21 protein-coding genes are annotated in these 12,204 nt (G+C 60.3%); all 21 read right to left on the reverse strand.

What is annotated here, in order from left to right:
- Positions 1 to 28: 28 nt before the first annotated feature.
- The 21 genes from M1R55_RS02285 to M1R55_RS02385 all read right to left on the reverse strand — a co-directional run bounded on the left by M1R55_RS02285 (position 29) and on the right by M1R55_RS02385 (position 12,116).
- On the reverse strand, positions 29 to 355 hold the full coding sequence (locus tag M1R55_RS02285) for a hypothetical protein (RefSeq protein ID WP_249393137.1): 327 nt from the start codon (positions 353 to 355) through the stop codon (positions 29 to 31).
- Positions 352 to 1,857 (reverse strand): hypothetical protein, encoded by a 1,506-nt coding sequence (locus M1R55_RS02290; RefSeq protein WP_249393138.1) that lies wholly within the window; start codon positions 1,855 to 1,857, stop codon positions 352 to 354. Before M1R55_RS02290 ends, M1R55_RS02285 begins: the two co-directional genes overlap by 4 nt.
- 3 nt (positions 1,858 to 1,860) lie before the next feature.
- Entirely contained in the window at positions 1,861 to 3,195 is a 1,335-nt protein-coding gene (locus M1R55_RS02295) for a terminase large subunit domain-containing protein (RefSeq protein WP_249393139.1), read from the reverse strand.
- A 4-nt stretch (positions 3,196 to 3,199) separates the two neighbouring features.
- Positions 3,200 to 3,631, reverse strand: a complete 432-nt coding sequence (locus M1R55_RS02300; RefSeq protein ID WP_249393140.1) for a hypothetical protein — start codon at positions 3,629 to 3,631, stop codon at positions 3,200 to 3,202.
- A 3-nt stretch (positions 3,632 to 3,634) separates the two neighbouring features.
- Positions 3,635 to 3,886: a hypothetical protein gene (locus tag M1R55_RS02305; RefSeq protein ID WP_249393141.1), complete on the reverse strand. Its 252-nt coding sequence runs from the start codon at positions 3,884 to 3,886 to the stop codon at positions 3,635 to 3,637.
- Complete coding sequence (locus M1R55_RS02310; RefSeq protein WP_249393142.1) at positions 3,879 to 4,115, reverse strand: hypothetical protein; 237 nt, start codon at positions 4,113 to 4,115, stop codon at positions 3,879 to 3,881. The genes M1R55_RS02305 and M1R55_RS02310 overlap by 8 nt, the downstream gene beginning before the upstream one ends.
- A 506-nt stretch (positions 4,116 to 4,621) precedes the next feature.
- Entirely contained in the window at positions 4,622 to 5,203 is a 582-nt protein-coding gene (locus M1R55_RS02315; protein ID WP_249393143.1) for a 3'-5' exoribonuclease domain-containing protein, read from the reverse strand.
- Positions 5,173 to 5,778, reverse strand: a complete 606-nt coding sequence (locus M1R55_RS02320) for a RyR domain-containing protein (protein ID WP_249393144.1) — start codon at positions 5,776 to 5,778, stop codon at positions 5,173 to 5,175. The genes M1R55_RS02315 and M1R55_RS02320 overlap by 31 nt, the downstream gene beginning before the upstream one ends.
- A 186-nt stretch (positions 5,779 to 5,964) precedes the next feature.
- Positions 5,965 to 6,468 (reverse strand): hypothetical protein, encoded by a 504-nt coding sequence (locus tag M1R55_RS02325; protein ID WP_249393145.1) that lies wholly within the window; start codon positions 6,466 to 6,468, stop codon positions 5,965 to 5,967.
- 35 nt (positions 6,469 to 6,503) lie between these two features.
- Positions 6,504 to 6,794 (reverse strand): hypothetical protein, encoded by a 291-nt coding sequence (locus M1R55_RS02330; protein WP_249393146.1) that lies wholly within the window; start codon positions 6,792 to 6,794, stop codon positions 6,504 to 6,506.
- A gap of 74 nt (positions 6,795 to 6,868) precedes the next feature.
- On the reverse strand, positions 6,869 to 7,096 hold the full coding sequence (locus tag M1R55_RS02335; RefSeq protein ID WP_249393147.1) for a hypothetical protein: 228 nt from the start codon (positions 7,094 to 7,096) through the stop codon (positions 6,869 to 6,871).
- The gene (locus M1R55_RS02340) at positions 7,093 to 7,368 is read right to left on the reverse strand and encodes a hypothetical protein (RefSeq protein WP_249393148.1); all 276 of its coding nucleotides are present in this window, start codon (positions 7,366 to 7,368) and stop codon (positions 7,093 to 7,095) included. Before M1R55_RS02340 ends, M1R55_RS02335 begins: the two co-directional genes overlap by 4 nt.
- The gene (locus tag M1R55_RS02345) at positions 7,365 to 7,676 is read right to left on the reverse strand and encodes a hypothetical protein (RefSeq protein WP_249393149.1); all 312 of its coding nucleotides are present in this window, start codon (positions 7,674 to 7,676) and stop codon (positions 7,365 to 7,367) included. Before M1R55_RS02345 ends, M1R55_RS02340 begins: the two co-directional genes overlap by 4 nt.
- On the reverse strand, positions 7,673 to 8,260 hold the full coding sequence (locus M1R55_RS02350; RefSeq protein ID WP_249393150.1) for a hypothetical protein: 588 nt from the start codon (positions 8,258 to 8,260) through the stop codon (positions 7,673 to 7,675). Before M1R55_RS02350 ends, M1R55_RS02345 begins: the two co-directional genes overlap by 4 nt.
- Positions 8,257 to 8,655 (reverse strand): hypothetical protein, encoded by a 399-nt coding sequence (locus M1R55_RS02355; protein WP_249393151.1) that lies wholly within the window; start codon positions 8,653 to 8,655, stop codon positions 8,257 to 8,259. The genes M1R55_RS02350 and M1R55_RS02355 overlap by 4 nt, the downstream gene beginning before the upstream one ends.
- Before the next feature lies 1 nt (position 8,656).
- On the reverse strand, positions 8,657 to 9,286 hold the full coding sequence (locus tag M1R55_RS02360) for a RusA family crossover junction endodeoxyribonuclease (protein WP_249393152.1): 630 nt from the start codon (positions 9,284 to 9,286) through the stop codon (positions 8,657 to 8,659).
- Positions 9,283 to 9,582, reverse strand: coding sequence for a hypothetical protein (locus tag M1R55_RS02365; protein WP_249393153.1), 300 nt, complete (start codon positions 9,580 to 9,582; stop codon positions 9,283 to 9,285). Before M1R55_RS02365 ends, M1R55_RS02360 begins: the two co-directional genes overlap by 4 nt.
- Positions 9,582 to 10,130 carry a hypothetical protein gene (locus M1R55_RS02370; RefSeq protein WP_249393154.1) on the reverse strand — a complete coding sequence of 183 codons (549 nt, stop codon included), beginning with the start codon at positions 10,128 to 10,130 and terminating at the stop codon, positions 9,582 to 9,584. The genes M1R55_RS02365 and M1R55_RS02370 overlap by 1 nt, the downstream gene beginning before the upstream one ends.
- Complete coding sequence (locus M1R55_RS02375; RefSeq protein WP_249393155.1) at positions 10,127 to 10,960, reverse strand: hypothetical protein; 834 nt, start codon at positions 10,958 to 10,960, stop codon at positions 10,127 to 10,129. Before M1R55_RS02375 ends, M1R55_RS02370 begins: the two co-directional genes overlap by 4 nt.
- The gene (locus tag M1R55_RS02380; protein ID WP_249393156.1) at positions 10,957 to 11,472 is read right to left on the reverse strand and encodes a hypothetical protein; all 516 of its coding nucleotides are present in this window, start codon (positions 11,470 to 11,472) and stop codon (positions 10,957 to 10,959) included. Before M1R55_RS02380 ends, M1R55_RS02375 begins: the two co-directional genes overlap by 4 nt.
- 44 nt (positions 11,473 to 11,516) lie before the next feature.
- Complete coding sequence (locus M1R55_RS02385; protein ID WP_249393157.1) at positions 11,517 to 12,116, reverse strand: hypothetical protein; 600 nt, start codon at positions 12,114 to 12,116, stop codon at positions 11,517 to 11,519.
- Between the last annotated feature and the right edge of the window lie 88 nt (positions 12,117 to 12,204).

Consider the following 12,204-nt stretch of genomic DNA (forward strand, 5'->3'; position numbering starts at 1 on the left):
CCCGCACCTGCGGCGCCGGAAAGAGGGATTACTGAGTGAGCGCGTCTAACGCCTTCTGGGCGAGAGCGTCACCGATGCCCGAAACACTCTTGAGACGATCCAAGGCATCAGCGGGCAGCCCCGGCGTTCCCGCACTGATCTGAGGCGCGAGTGCCACCAATTGGCCGATCAGCGTGTCGCTGGCCTCGCGTTCGCCGTGGTTCACCGCACCCCGAGAAATACGGGCTTCCACGAATGCGCCAGCAGTGCCCAGTGCGGCGAGTTGGTCTGTGACCGTGGACTGGGCCACTTCAAGAGTGGCAAGATCGGTGCTGGTTTCGGTGGGCTGGGCGGGCTGGGGGGCAGTGTCTGTCATGTGGTTCCTCCTGCAGGGTCAGGTGTGGGCGAAGGATTGGGGGCGGGCTCTGGATCAGGTGGTTTGACCACCTCTTTGTCAATCTGTTGCTGAACAGCCTCAGTGTTCGTCAGACCCTGACGAGCCCGGGCATCCTGCTTGCTGATAATTCCGGCCTTCACGTCCTCGCGATCTGCGGCCCGATCCTCAGGGTTGGGATCGACCAGGCGGTCTGTCAGCACCGGCTCAACTTCAACCTCAGGCGCAGTCTGTTTGCACAGCGCGAAGCTCATGGCCAGCGTCAGCTCCAGCAGGCCGCGCAGCAGCTTCACGGCGTCTCGGCGATACCCGTTCAAGCTCTTGAAGAAGCTGGCCATGGCGGTCTTACGAGCCTCACCGGTGGCGCTGGCTTTGTCTGCCATGAGGTAGTGCCGCTGCTTTGCCTCGGCGTAGATGTTGTACTCACAGCGGCTCAGCGTGAAGTCCAGAGGGCTGCTGTCTACGGGGCCGTGCCGGGTGTAGGAACCCTTCAAGATGACGGGCACATCACGCACACCCTTGTCGTCGTCCACGGTCTGCGTGGCCACGGTGTCGTTGGTGTACAGCTCCCCACCCGGGCCACGCAAAGCGGGCAGCGGATCACCCTGCACCTGTGTCTGAACGCCATCGACCGTCACAGTCTTATCCGGGCCGCGCTGGGGCTGCATGTTGTGGAAGTGCTCCATGATCTGCCCGGCCAGCTCAGAGTTGTTGATGCTGGCGGTCATGACCATGTTGGCCCCGGCCTGGTTATCCACCATGCCCTGTGTGACGAGTGCGCCCCCCTGAATTTGGACATAAGGAAGTCGACCACCCAGCGGCAGACGCCAGAGCACGGTGACCGCTCCGCCTTTCCGCAGTTGCAGCACCGTATCGCCTTTTTCATCAACAAAGGCCTCTTCGATTCCTCGTTCCTCGCCGTCTTTGGTCTTGCCCAGATCCAGCGTAGATTTCAAGGTCAGGGTGGCTTCGTCTTCGATGATGGTGAGCCGTTCTGGCTCGTCCAGGGCTTCAAACCGCAGCCACTGGGTCGCCGCCTTGATAGGGGTTCCGTCGCCCTTCAGAGCGGCCAGCACTGCCCCAGCAGGAATGCGAAGACGGGCTGCGCCTTCCCCATCCCGGATGCGGCTTCGAATCACCCGTTGACAGAGACCATGCAAGTCCCGGTCATTCCACGTAGGCGTCAGGATGGCCTCTAACGCTTTGGTGTCCTGTGCAGTCAGGTTCCAGGTAGGCTCACTGCCCAGCACGTGATCGGCAGCATTGCCGACCACCCCGTGAATCATGTTTTCGGCGGGCACGAAGGCCTGTTGGAGGTCTCGGACAAAAGCAGCACGTCGCTCAGATTTATAACGGAGGGTGGCTTCACTGTCTCCGGGAATGGGGGCGTACATGCGGCCTTTCCAGAACTGCATGGTGCTGCCCAGCATCTCGCCTTGATCCATGGCGCGGGCCGCGCTCGTGAGGGTAGAAATGGTTCGCATCGTTCACCCCCTTCCTGGGATGCGCAGAGTTCCAGCGCGGTTGACAGTTCGCCAATCGGCACCGGGAACAGAGATGGTGGTTTTGGGTATGACGGCCTCTTCTTCCAACAGCAGTTCAGTGAAGGCCCAGACAAGCGCGTCCATGCGGTCAGGGCTAACTTTGTCGCCCGGTACCCACGTCGTCATCTGCCCTTCCAGATCCGGAAAGAGCTTGGCGTGGTGAATATTCGCCTTCTGATAAAGGGCACTCACCGGTTCAGCCCGCGTGTGCTTCCCGCGGCTGGCCCAGACCGCTTTGACGTTGATCTTCGGATTCACAGCGCGGATGGTGTTCGCCACCATGTCCCCGCCGTTGTTTCGTTCAGCCACCACGCAATCGGCCTTCCAGTACTTGTAGGCTTCAATTGCTTTCTCTGCCCATTCGGTGGGGCTGTAATCCCCGCTTAGATCGTCCAGCACGTAGCCGCGTCCCGCTGCATCTTTGCCAGCCACGATGATGCCAGTCTCGGCGTTGTCACTGCCCTGGCTGGCCTGTGGATCGACGGCGACCACGATCCGCACGAGTGTTGGCAGGTCTTCAAGCTTGATCCGGAAGCCTTCCCGGTTGAACATCGCGTACTTCCAGAGGGCGCCGGGTGTGTCTTCGAGCAGCTCACCCTCCAACTCTTGACGCCCTAACCTGGTGCCCTCGTATTTCCGGATGACGTTGCGCTTGAAGGTCTCGGCCAGGTTGCTGATGTTCTCGCTGGTGCTGCCGCCGGTCACCACCGTGCCCTCATCCTTCTTGACCTCACGGATCAAGCGCACCGGGCGGGGCGTGCCGGTCAAGATCACACGTGGATCGTTGCCGAGACGCAACCCGAACAGCAGGTTCGTCCAGGTCGTGTCCTCTGCCGTGCCCTGATCGGCATCGTTCCAGGTGGCGGGCTCATCTCCCCAAGCGCCGTGATGTTGCGGCCCTCGCAAAGAGCGGGCTTTCTCGCTACTGAAGCACTTGAACTTGGCCCCATTCTTCAAATACAGCTCACCCATCGAGCGGTTCCAAGCGGTGTCGATGCTGCCCCCTCGCAGCTCGCGTTCATCCAGCACGTTCAGCAGACCGGACTGACCTTCGACCATCGTGTCTCGGGCGTCGGCAATGGTCTGGGCCACCAGAGCGAAGCGGCCCCGCGGGGTGTTGCGTGCCCACTCGGCGATGGTCTCCGCTCCGGTTCGGGTCTTACCGAAACCACGCCCAGCCAGGATCAGCCAGACGAACCAATCCCCAGCGGGCGGCAGCTGGTTCAGACGGGCGGTGAGCAGCCAGCGTTGGCGGGCCGTCTGTCCTCTGACAACCATTGGTTTACGCGGTTGAATCCTCGCTACCCGCTTCTGTGTTGCCTTGATCCGGCTCACCATCTCCAGCATCGTTCACCTCCCCACTGCCCAGCACCTCACGGGTGAGCGCGATTTCAGACAGCACCTTGATGGCCCCCGTGACCGCACTGATGTTCTCTGCAGTGGAGCCGGGCAGTTCCTGCACCATGCCGCCCAGTTTCCGCATGAGGGTAGTCAGGGTGGTGTTGAGTTCTCCTGCCCAGGTTTGGTTGGTGACGAGCTTGGAAAGTTGGCCATAAAGGGCGGAAAGCTCGGTGTCAGAATCTAGGGCAGCGCGGTAGTTTCTGAGCGTCCTGTCCGTGATTCCGTGGTTTTCGCAAGCTTTCCGGTCACCGAAGAGGGCGGCATCCACCAAGATCCGGGCGGCGCGGGGGTTGTCTCGTTTTGGGGATGCCATAAATCACCTCCTGTGGGTGCGAATGATGGGCGGCAACTCACCCCGAGGGGGAGTCGACTGGAAGGGATCGTGTATCAACCCCAGCTCTGGCAGGTACCAGGGCGCAGGGTCGAGTTGCTTCCACTCTTTCGGCGTGGTCTGCAACCGCCGGCGGCGTTCTTCCTTCATCAGCCAGTCACGGCGTTCATCCGGCTGAGACAGATGTGAGGTGACCTGGGCGCGGCGGGCGGCCCGCTTCTGTGCCTTCTTAGACACTGGCAAACTCAGGCGGTATCGGTTGGTCGATGACTTGGATGACCGTGCGCCCCTCGTGCCCGTGCACCTGAATCAGATCATCCATATTGCTGTAGATCGCCAGGGAGTAGGGGGCAACGTTCCAGCGCATGACTGCCGTCCCGTCGCTGAAAATCACACCCTCAGCCACAACGCCCGTGCCGCTGCGTCCGCTGACGTCCTCTCGTCTGACCAATTGGAATCGTTGCATGAACATCGGGCCTCTAGGGGCAAGAAGAAACCCCCGAGCTGGGGGCGGGATAGCGTCACAAAACGTGACGGTATGAATTTGGTGGATAAGGCAGGAGTTGAACCTGCAACCATTCAGCCGAAGCCGACCGCTCTCCCGTTGAGCTACTTCTCCGTGAGCTTCCGTTCTTCCCCGCGCCAACCCGAAGGCAGGCCTCACTTGGCGGTCTAAGCGCTTCGCTGGATGATCCAGTCAAGCCGTGCGCCTAACGTTGCTGTGATCTCGCGTCTTGATACGCAGGCCCACAGCGGGCACCTGGCAGACCCTCAGGGAGTTGCACCCTGCCTGTCCAGATTTGGAGTCCAGACGGTTCCTACGAACAGTGCCCATATGTCGAGACTTTCTTCCCCACACCCGTCTAGCAGGTAGCCCTATGGTGGTCTGTCGGACGCGATCTCGCATCCCAGTCTGTCTTTGGCCGTATGCGTCGGTAGGCACACGAGGGCTGGCGCAGACTTCCAGCAGTGTTAATGACCTGCGAGTGCGCTGAGGTAGTGCCACACCTCACGGTTCCAGTGAGCGTCAGCCAGAGCGTCATGCTCTGTTTTGAGCTGCTTTGGCAACTGAGGATTGCCCAGCATGTCGCACCACTGTTTGAGATCGCGCGTATACATCGGCATTCCTTTGGGAAGGTCAATCATGCGCCCAAACAATTGACACAGCGCTACGTGGTCATACGCGCTGTAGTAGCCCCACAGTTCCGGCTTTTCGGTGGGGGGCACAGGCTTGGGCACGTCCCAGCCCTTCTTCTCTGGCAGGGTGTAGCCCAGGAAGGCCAACAGTTCAGGACCAATTTCCTTATGAGGACGCCAGATACCGCGGTTCTCAGGGGTCAGAACAATGGGCTGAGCGGGCAGATGGGGCAGCACGTTTTGCTTCACCCAATCGTTCGCACGGCTGAAGTTGCAGTCGTAGTTAGCACGATAGAAACTGCGCCCATCCTCAGCCACCACACCGATGCTGATGAGTTCGATGGTGTCACCATCTTCAATGAACTCGGTGTCGTAGAAGTAGCGCATCAGTGAAAGACGATGCCCTTGTTCGCCCACATGCTCGCCTCTTCCAGCTTGGTAATGGCCAGCGAGCGTTCACGACTGGACGGTAGGGTCATCAGGGTTTCATACGCTGCTTTCAACGCTCCCCGCACTTCTTCAATCTGGTTCACCTGTTCAATGGTCGGGGGTTGATATTCAAAGGGATGTTTCGGCGCAGAAGCAGGCCGTGGCTCAGGTTTGATCTCAGGCAGAGGCTTATTCAGATCACTGGTCAACGCACCAAAAGCAGCCTTCACCACAGCGCTGTACAGATGATCTTTGCGCTGTTGTTCGGCGGGCAGCTCGGCATACGGCACCATGCAGGGGTGCTGGGGCGGTGTCGCGTCCATGTCTTTGACTGGGGCGTAGACCGTACCCATCTTGGCCTTTTCAGCCATCCAAGATTCATGCTGCTGCTCAGGCGTGTTGCCGGCCAGTGCCCCTTCGATGCCTGCAATGGCACTTTCCTTTTGCCAGTCTGGCGCAGCATCCCAACTGGGCTGGGAAGTATCGCCGATAGATTGGCAGTAATGCCGATTTGCCTCATGAGCGATAGCGGCAAGCGTCAACATCAAGGTCATCTTGTTCATCTGAACTCCTCTGGAAATATGGCGATCTGGCCGGGGGCTGCAAAAAAGGTGCGCCCGCCACTGCTAAGGGTGGCTGAGGCGCGGCATGGGGTAAGGCCCAAAGAGAAGCCCCCAAGCCTAGATGCTTGGGGGCACTTCTCTGAACTTAATGAATCTTACGCGCAACTCGCTGTTGATGCAACAACTTCAACCCGCTCTGATACGTCTCAGATGGATTGCCGCCTTCGCATCGCCCAACTTTACCGCCAACTCTAAGACCGCTTCCCCGTACGCCCGCGCCCGGTCCGTCGGATGTACCCATGCGCCCGTCTCCCTCAGCAGGCTCTCTGGCCCGCGCCCAGCCTGCACCCGAGGCAGAAGGCCGTCCCCGCGTTCATCTTTGATACTCAGGGCCACCTTGCTTGCTGGGATAGCGCCCATAGGCGTGTGCTGCATCAGGGTAGAGACAATGTCGGAGCCACCGTCACTTCCGCTGCGCCAGTTGCCGACGATGACGCGCATTCGTGACGGCCGTGAAGGGCCGATGCTGGTCAACATTTCTTCACTTCTGAAGGTGTCCCAATCCCGCAAGGCCTGGTACCACGCCTCGGCGTAGGCCCGCGCTTCCCGTTGTTGTTCTAGGAACTCGCGAATGGCGGGACCAGGGCCAGCCACTCGGATAACGCGACTTCTTTTGGTTCCGTTCGTCAAGTGCGCCTCCTGAGGGTGGGAAAGGGTGAGGGTCATCAACGCACCGTGGTGGATCCGATCAGACCAAAGACGTGCCACACGAACCCGCGTGGACCCTGTGCGGTACCGATGAATTGGCCGAGTTGTTCACGCGGTTCGGAGATCGGGTTGCCGGTGCCAATCACGGTGATCCGGGCGCATTGCGTATGGGCGAGTTCAGGATCAACAAGCGCCCACAGGCACAGCTGACCGCCCTGGAACTGCACGCTAAGCAACTCGGCGCCCTCGGGCAGCCAGAAGGCCTGCTCATCAGTGATATCCAGCGGATATTTATAGATCTTGTACATGGAGCCTCCGGTGGGCGTGGGTAAGGGTCATCTGTGCTGTGTCCTGTGCAGGCGCTTCGGGCAAGGCGGTCGCTTCACCACGTCACCTCATACAGCGTCAGGTTGGCCCATCTCTTAGGGAGTTGCCTCACGCTCAGGCGGCGAGCGGTGAGGGCCTCAATCACGTCCGGGGTGAGGTCAACCACCTTGACTGATGGACGGCCCTTCTCGATTGCCTCGCTGACGTTGCTGAGCACGCGGTAAAACTGAGTCTGGGCTGCAATGGTGGTCAGCCCATCGGTAAGAAACTGGTCAATGTTCATATGCGGAACCGGGTGTCCTGTGGCGGGTAGCGATTCTCTCGCGCCACGACGAGATAGGCCTCCTCGAATGAACAGGCGTAATAGGCCATCCAATCGCGTACGGCTTTCTGCTGGCGGGCATCCAGAGCCGCCATCTGATTGAGCCGCGCCACGTCCTGCGGCGTCAGGGACATGGTGATCATTTGCGGCACGCCCGACATGCCATCTGGTTTGGCCTCCCTCTTGGGGCCATGCGCCCGCCGCTCGCGGTTCTCGCGCACACGCCGCCTCACTGGCCCTCACCTGCCTGAGCACAGCCCTTCAGGTACGCTTCCAGTAGTGCTTCCACCATGCCCCAAGGTTTGACCGTGCCGGTGCCAGTGCAGGGGTCTGCCATGTAGCCACCCTCACCCAAGATCCTGGCGCTGTACATGCTGTCTTCTTCCAGTCTCCAGATCCAGTCACGGCGTTCTACGGCTTCAATCACGTCCCAGAAGATTTCGCGCATGATGGGGCGTTCATCCCCATTGGGCAGGATGCGGGCGTATTCCGGCTCAGCCTCCCACCACAGGGCCAGCATCTTATTCAGGTCTTTGTTCACTGGCCCTCACCTGCCATCAGCAGTGCGAGGTGACTCTGCCCTACAAGCCAATTCCAAGCCCCTGCCAGCGCCTGTGTGATGTGCCCAGACTGTGGACTGGTGCCTGTGTAGGCCAACACAATGTCTGTGCCTTCCAGCCCCAGCCACTGCATGGGTTGTTGATAATCCTGCTGGAAATGATCTGAAGTCAGCCGCATGCTGGCTGCCACTTCTTTGCCAATCTCTGTGGGGGTCATAGGTTTGGTGTGCTTCCATTCCACAGGGCCAAGGCTGGTCACCAGTTGAGCAGTCTCAAGGGGGATGGTCTGCCAGGGCTGCGGCTCTGCTGCGGCTGCCTCTTTCTCTTCCATATAGACACCCAACAACCGCTGCACGTTGGCCCGCTCAACTTGGGCATCAGCCAGCACTGACAGCAGGGCGGCCTTCTCTGCCCGCTGCTGCTCAACCACCAAAGCCAGCGCTTTCATGCTGGCCCCAACAGTCCGCTGGTAAGACTCCCCTCCCCTCGTCGCCATCGCATGCCCTACCGTCACCAGCGCCTCAATTTCTTCCGATGTGAACACGGGGATGTCTTGAGGGGTCATGCGTCCTCTCCCATCGCAATCACGACGCGCTTGTCCGCAGGGATCAGCTCCAAAACCTCTTCCAAGCTGGGCGCAGGTACATCGCCGCGCAATTCCGCTACCAGCCCGCCCCAGTTCAGGCCAAACTCATGGGTGAAAACCGGGCGTCCCAGTGCCTTCTGAACAGCCTCGTGAAACACGTCAAAGGGCATCGTCAGTTCGCAGACGTTCAGCTGAAACTCTGCCCGCTCGCGGTGGGTCATGCCCTCCCAGTGCTTGGCCTGAGCCAGCGCGATGGCTTTTTCTCTGCCAATACTGAGGGGTTTGAACTTGGGTTTGCCCTTCAACTCCCCAAGTGTGTCGTGATCGAGAGAAACGGCTGAATCAGCGCTCAAGTTGATGTCATTTGATGTCATTTCAGTTCTCCCCTACAAACAGAGTTGTGGTCAGCGGCGTGATCTTCACGACAACCTGGCCGCCGCGATGCACCGGGGCACGCCGCACAATCAGCACATCAATCAGCGAGTCATCCGCCCAGACCCCCGCATGAGTCAGAGCGTCCTCTAACGCCTTCGGGATGTTGCTGAGGTCGCGTTTCCGCAGATCCGGCGGCGAGACGATCAATTCCAGCTGCAGGCGAGCACCAGGCGGAGTCCTGGGCTGGCCATAGTTCTGGATGCAAGAGGCAACAGCTCTGCGGTAGTTGCGCCCCTCTTCACTGAGCAGCACTTTGGCCCGGTACGGAATGGCCTTCGGATTCTTCGGCTTGAACTTCACCACAATCGAGCGCCAGATGCTGTTCAGGGAAGGCGGGTAAGGCAGGGTAAAGGTCAGGGTTCCAGGTGGACTCGTTTCGGGTTGTTCCGGCTCACTAGTCCACTCGGGCTGTTTTTCCTGCGCTGGGCGCGGCTGCACAGGTGGACTCGTTTCAAGTACTGGCTGTGCCGTTCCGACCAGGCCCAACTTCAGCCGGATCGCATCGCGTAGGTCAGGCGCGATCCGGCTGAGGTATTGCTCAGCAGCTGCACGGCTGCCAAAAGGATTCACAGGCCCACCGCTTTCACCCGGTTCGCTGCTCGATGCGCCGCGTCATAGGTCAGGTGACATCTTTGGCACATTGCCCGTAGGTTCTGAGGGGAACAGTTCTCAGGCACATGATCCAAGTGGGCCACCGTCAAGACCACACGGCTGCCGGTCACAGGGTGCGCTTCCCCGTTGGCAGCGCGGCAATCGGGATAGGCAGGGCTGCCTTCACAGCGGTTGTTGGCCCGTTGCCGGATGCTGGCAGCGACATCCTTCCAGTCGGTGGGGTAGCGCTTGAGATTTTCTGGCTTGATCGGCATCAGCGTGCGGCCTTAGCGCGTTTGGGCTTAGCAGCAGGCTCGTGGTACGGCTGCGCGACAAGACTGCCAGGCACCGGCCCACGCTGAGCCCACCGGGCAAAGATGTGTTGCCGTACATCCCAGTTGTCGTAGCTGCACACATCGGATTTGCCGCGCCGGGCCAGAGTGCGGGTGAGGGTCACTCCACAGGCACCGCACCGGTAGATGTTGCCGAACTCCAGCCGCGCATCAAAGTGCATGTTGACGGCCCAGGCGTGGATGCAGAGTTCACCGGTGAACCCTTCGGTAATCAGGAGAGCCTGTTCGGATTCGGCGCAACTCCAGGCCTTGAACCGGGGATCGTAGAACCCGGCATCTTCACCAATCTCCTCAGCATCTGAAGCTTTGATGGGGCGGCCATCGACCCGCCACGCTGCGAGCATGAGGCGTTCGCGGCGGCGCACCATCTTGAGACCGAGGCTATCCTCCAGGCGGCAGACGATAGCGGGGCCACCCTCCTGTGCAGCGGGAATCATCTGATCAAGGGCGAGAGTGCGCAGAGTGCTCACCCTTTGACCTCTTCGACCAAGTTCATCACGGCTTTCTTCAGGTAAGGGGCCGTGTCGCCGAAAGCCACCGTGGAGTGCGACTCCGTATCGACGATTAACGCCTGCACCTGGGCGTTGCCGCTGGTGTCCTTTTTGACCACGATCCGCAGCTCTTGAGTGTCGGTGAGCTGCTGTTCGGCGTAGCTCACACACCAGTCCGTCCAGCCACCCTTGCCGGTGCTGTTGTTCTGCTGGATGCTGGTCTGAATGTGGTTCTCTTGCCGCTTGAGGCGCTCGTAAGTCCCGTTGGTGACGTTCTCTGCCAGCGCTGTCGCCCGCTGTTCTCCGGTCAACGCATGGAAGGGCACTTCGGTTCCCGTGTCAGGGTGTGCCACCGTGCCGTGCGCATCGATGGCCGCTGCCACCTCTGCCGCTGCTTTCACTTGACTCGTGCTAGGCCGCTCGCTGCCGGTGGCCGTCTTCAGATACGTCGCCACAGCCACCTGCATTTCGGGCTCAAGTGTTGCCACCACTTTGGCCGCGTCCTTGTACTCGCGGGCCTGGCGTTCGTTCTCCGGGTGTAAACCAATGGTTGTCAAAGTCTGGCTGGTTTCTGCCGCGTCCATGAGTTGCTGCGCCCGCTGGCGAGACCAGCCCCAGACCTGTTCGGAGTAGTCACCAAAGGTCTTGTATTCAGCGCGGTAGAGACGGCGGTCACGAATGGTCAGCAACGCCTCACCCACGCTGACAAACCCTGCCCAGCCCTGGCGCACGATGGCTTCCAGCTTGGTGAGTTCACCGCGTTCTTCTGGGGCTAGCACGGGGGCAGGCTGTTCAAGGGTACTAGTCATAGGTGATCCTCCCAGCCGTATGCGGTGTACACGGCAGCACGGTGTTTGGCATACACACGGTTCAGGGCGTCCGTGCGCACCTTGCCACGTATGCCGTCCAGGCCTTCACTCAAAGAGGCCCTGTAGTACTCGTCCAGGTGGTGGCTCCACAGCTCTTGCTGGGACATCTCGCTGGCATTCTCGGGCGGCACAATGTTGGACTTGAACGCCTCGACGTAAGCTTCCACCTGGGCTTCCTGCCGGGCCTTGCGGGTCTCTGCGGCCTGATTCGCGCTGTCCTGGCGAACACGGGCAGCATCCTGAGCACGGGCGAACTGCGCGGTACTTTCTGCCTTCAGAACACGCTCTTCCAAGTACAGCTTCACGATCCCGTCTGTCAGGCGATCCCGGCGGCCAACCCGCAACTCACTCGGGCGCTCACGGTCATGCGTGCCGAGGAGGTCACGGATCATGGCGGGCGTCCAGCCGCGTTCCTTCAGTTGTTGTGTGGTGAGGGCAGGTGGTTTCGGCATGGGGATCTCCAAGAGGGCGGGCACACAGGCCCGCCCCGGTCTGTTCAGGCGCTGGGTTGTGTGCCGAAGCCGTCGCTGCCATCGGTGGGGAAGGGCATGTCTTCTTCCACATCCAGATCTGGGCCAAGCGGGATATTCGGGGCAGCCGCTTCAGCAGGCTTGAGCAGCGCTTCCGTGTCTTTCAGCACGTCGGCCACGTCCTCTTTGACCTGTTCTTCTGCCTTCAGCTCAGTCCGGATCTGCTCGTCCAGCGTCGGCTGATTGCTCACCGTGCACTCCAGGCAGCAACTGGCCATGAGCAGGGCATCCACCCCTAAGCCCGCGTTCTCCAACTCAGAGAACTGCACCCGCAAGTTGACCAGCACGTCTCCGGCCTCATCAATCGTGATGTTCCCGCGCAGAATCACCGGCACATCCACGGCCGGGAAAGCCTGACCATCCATCATGGGCGTGACTTCCAGGCGCAGCTTGCCGCCTTCCTGCGCCGCACCTTTGAGGACGGGCACGTGCTCCAACATGAATCGGCGCTCCGCCCGCACCCCAGTGGCGAACTTGTATTTAGCGTCCAGCACGCGTCCCGCGTCGTTGTCAGTTTTGATGGTGGCGGTTTTGAAGCTCAGTGCGAAAATTCCGTAGGTTTGCATGGTGTTACCTCCTAGAGGGGTGAAAGGCAGATTCAGTACGCAGAGCAGCGGTGTTCAGTAGGAATCCAGACCGTCACATCACGGCCCT

The organism is Deinococcus sp. QL22, assembly GCF_023370075.1.
Classification (GTDB): domain Bacteria; phylum Deinococcota; class Deinococci; order Deinococcales; family Deinococcaceae; genus Deinococcus.

Bases quoted from the DNA above. Each gene is read 5' to 3' on its own strand.
- M1R55_RS02295 (WP_249393139.1), bottom strand. From the start codon at position 3,195: ATGGTTGTCAGAGGACAGACGGCCCGCCAACGCTGGCTGCTCACCGCC.
- M1R55_RS02365 (WP_249393153.1), bottom strand. From the start codon at position 9,582: ATGCCGATCAAGCCAGAAAATCTCAAGCGCTACCCCACCGACTGGAAG.
- M1R55_RS02310 (WP_249393142.1), bottom strand. From the start codon at position 4,115: ATGCAACGATTCCAATTGGTCAGACGAGAGGACGTCAGCGGACGCAGC.
- M1R55_RS02355 (WP_249393151.1), bottom strand. From the start codon at position 8,655: ATGACATCAAATGACATCAACTTGAGCGCTGATTCAGCCGTTTCTCTC.
- M1R55_RS02300 (WP_249393140.1), bottom strand. From the start codon at position 3,631: ATGGCATCCCCAAAACGAGACAACCCCCGCGCCGCCCGGATCTTGGTG.
- M1R55_RS02330 (WP_249393146.1), bottom strand. From the start codon at position 6,794: ATGTACAAGATCTATAAATATCCGCTGGATATCACTGATGAGCAGGCC.
- M1R55_RS02375 (WP_249393155.1), bottom strand. From the start codon at position 10,960: ATGACTAGTACCCTTGAACAGCCTGCCCCCGTGCTAGCCCCAGAAGAA.
- M1R55_RS02385 (WP_249393157.1), bottom strand. From the start codon at position 12,116: ATGCAAACCTACGGAATTTTCGCACTGAGCTTCAAAACCGCCACCATC.
- M1R55_RS02350 (WP_249393150.1), bottom strand. From the start codon at position 8,260: ATGACCCCTCAAGACATCCCCGTGTTCACATCGGAAGAAATTGAGGCG.
- M1R55_RS02380 (WP_249393156.1), bottom strand. From the start codon at position 11,472: ATGCCGAAACCACCTGCCCTCACCACACAACAACTGAAGGAACGCGGC.
- M1R55_RS02290 (WP_249393138.1), bottom strand. From the start codon at position 1,857: ATGCGAACCATTTCTACCCTCACGAGCGCGGCCCGCGCCATGGATCAA.
- M1R55_RS02320 (WP_249393144.1), bottom strand. From the start codon at position 5,778: ATGAACAAGATGACCTTGATGTTGACGCTTGCCGCTATCGCTCATGAG.
- M1R55_RS02285 (WP_249393137.1), bottom strand. From the start codon at position 355: ATGACAGACACTGCCCCCCAGCCCGCCCAGCCCACCGAAACCAGCACC.
- M1R55_RS02335 (WP_249393147.1), bottom strand. From the start codon at position 7,096: ATGAACATTGACCAGTTTCTTACCGATGGGCTGACCACCATTGCAGCC.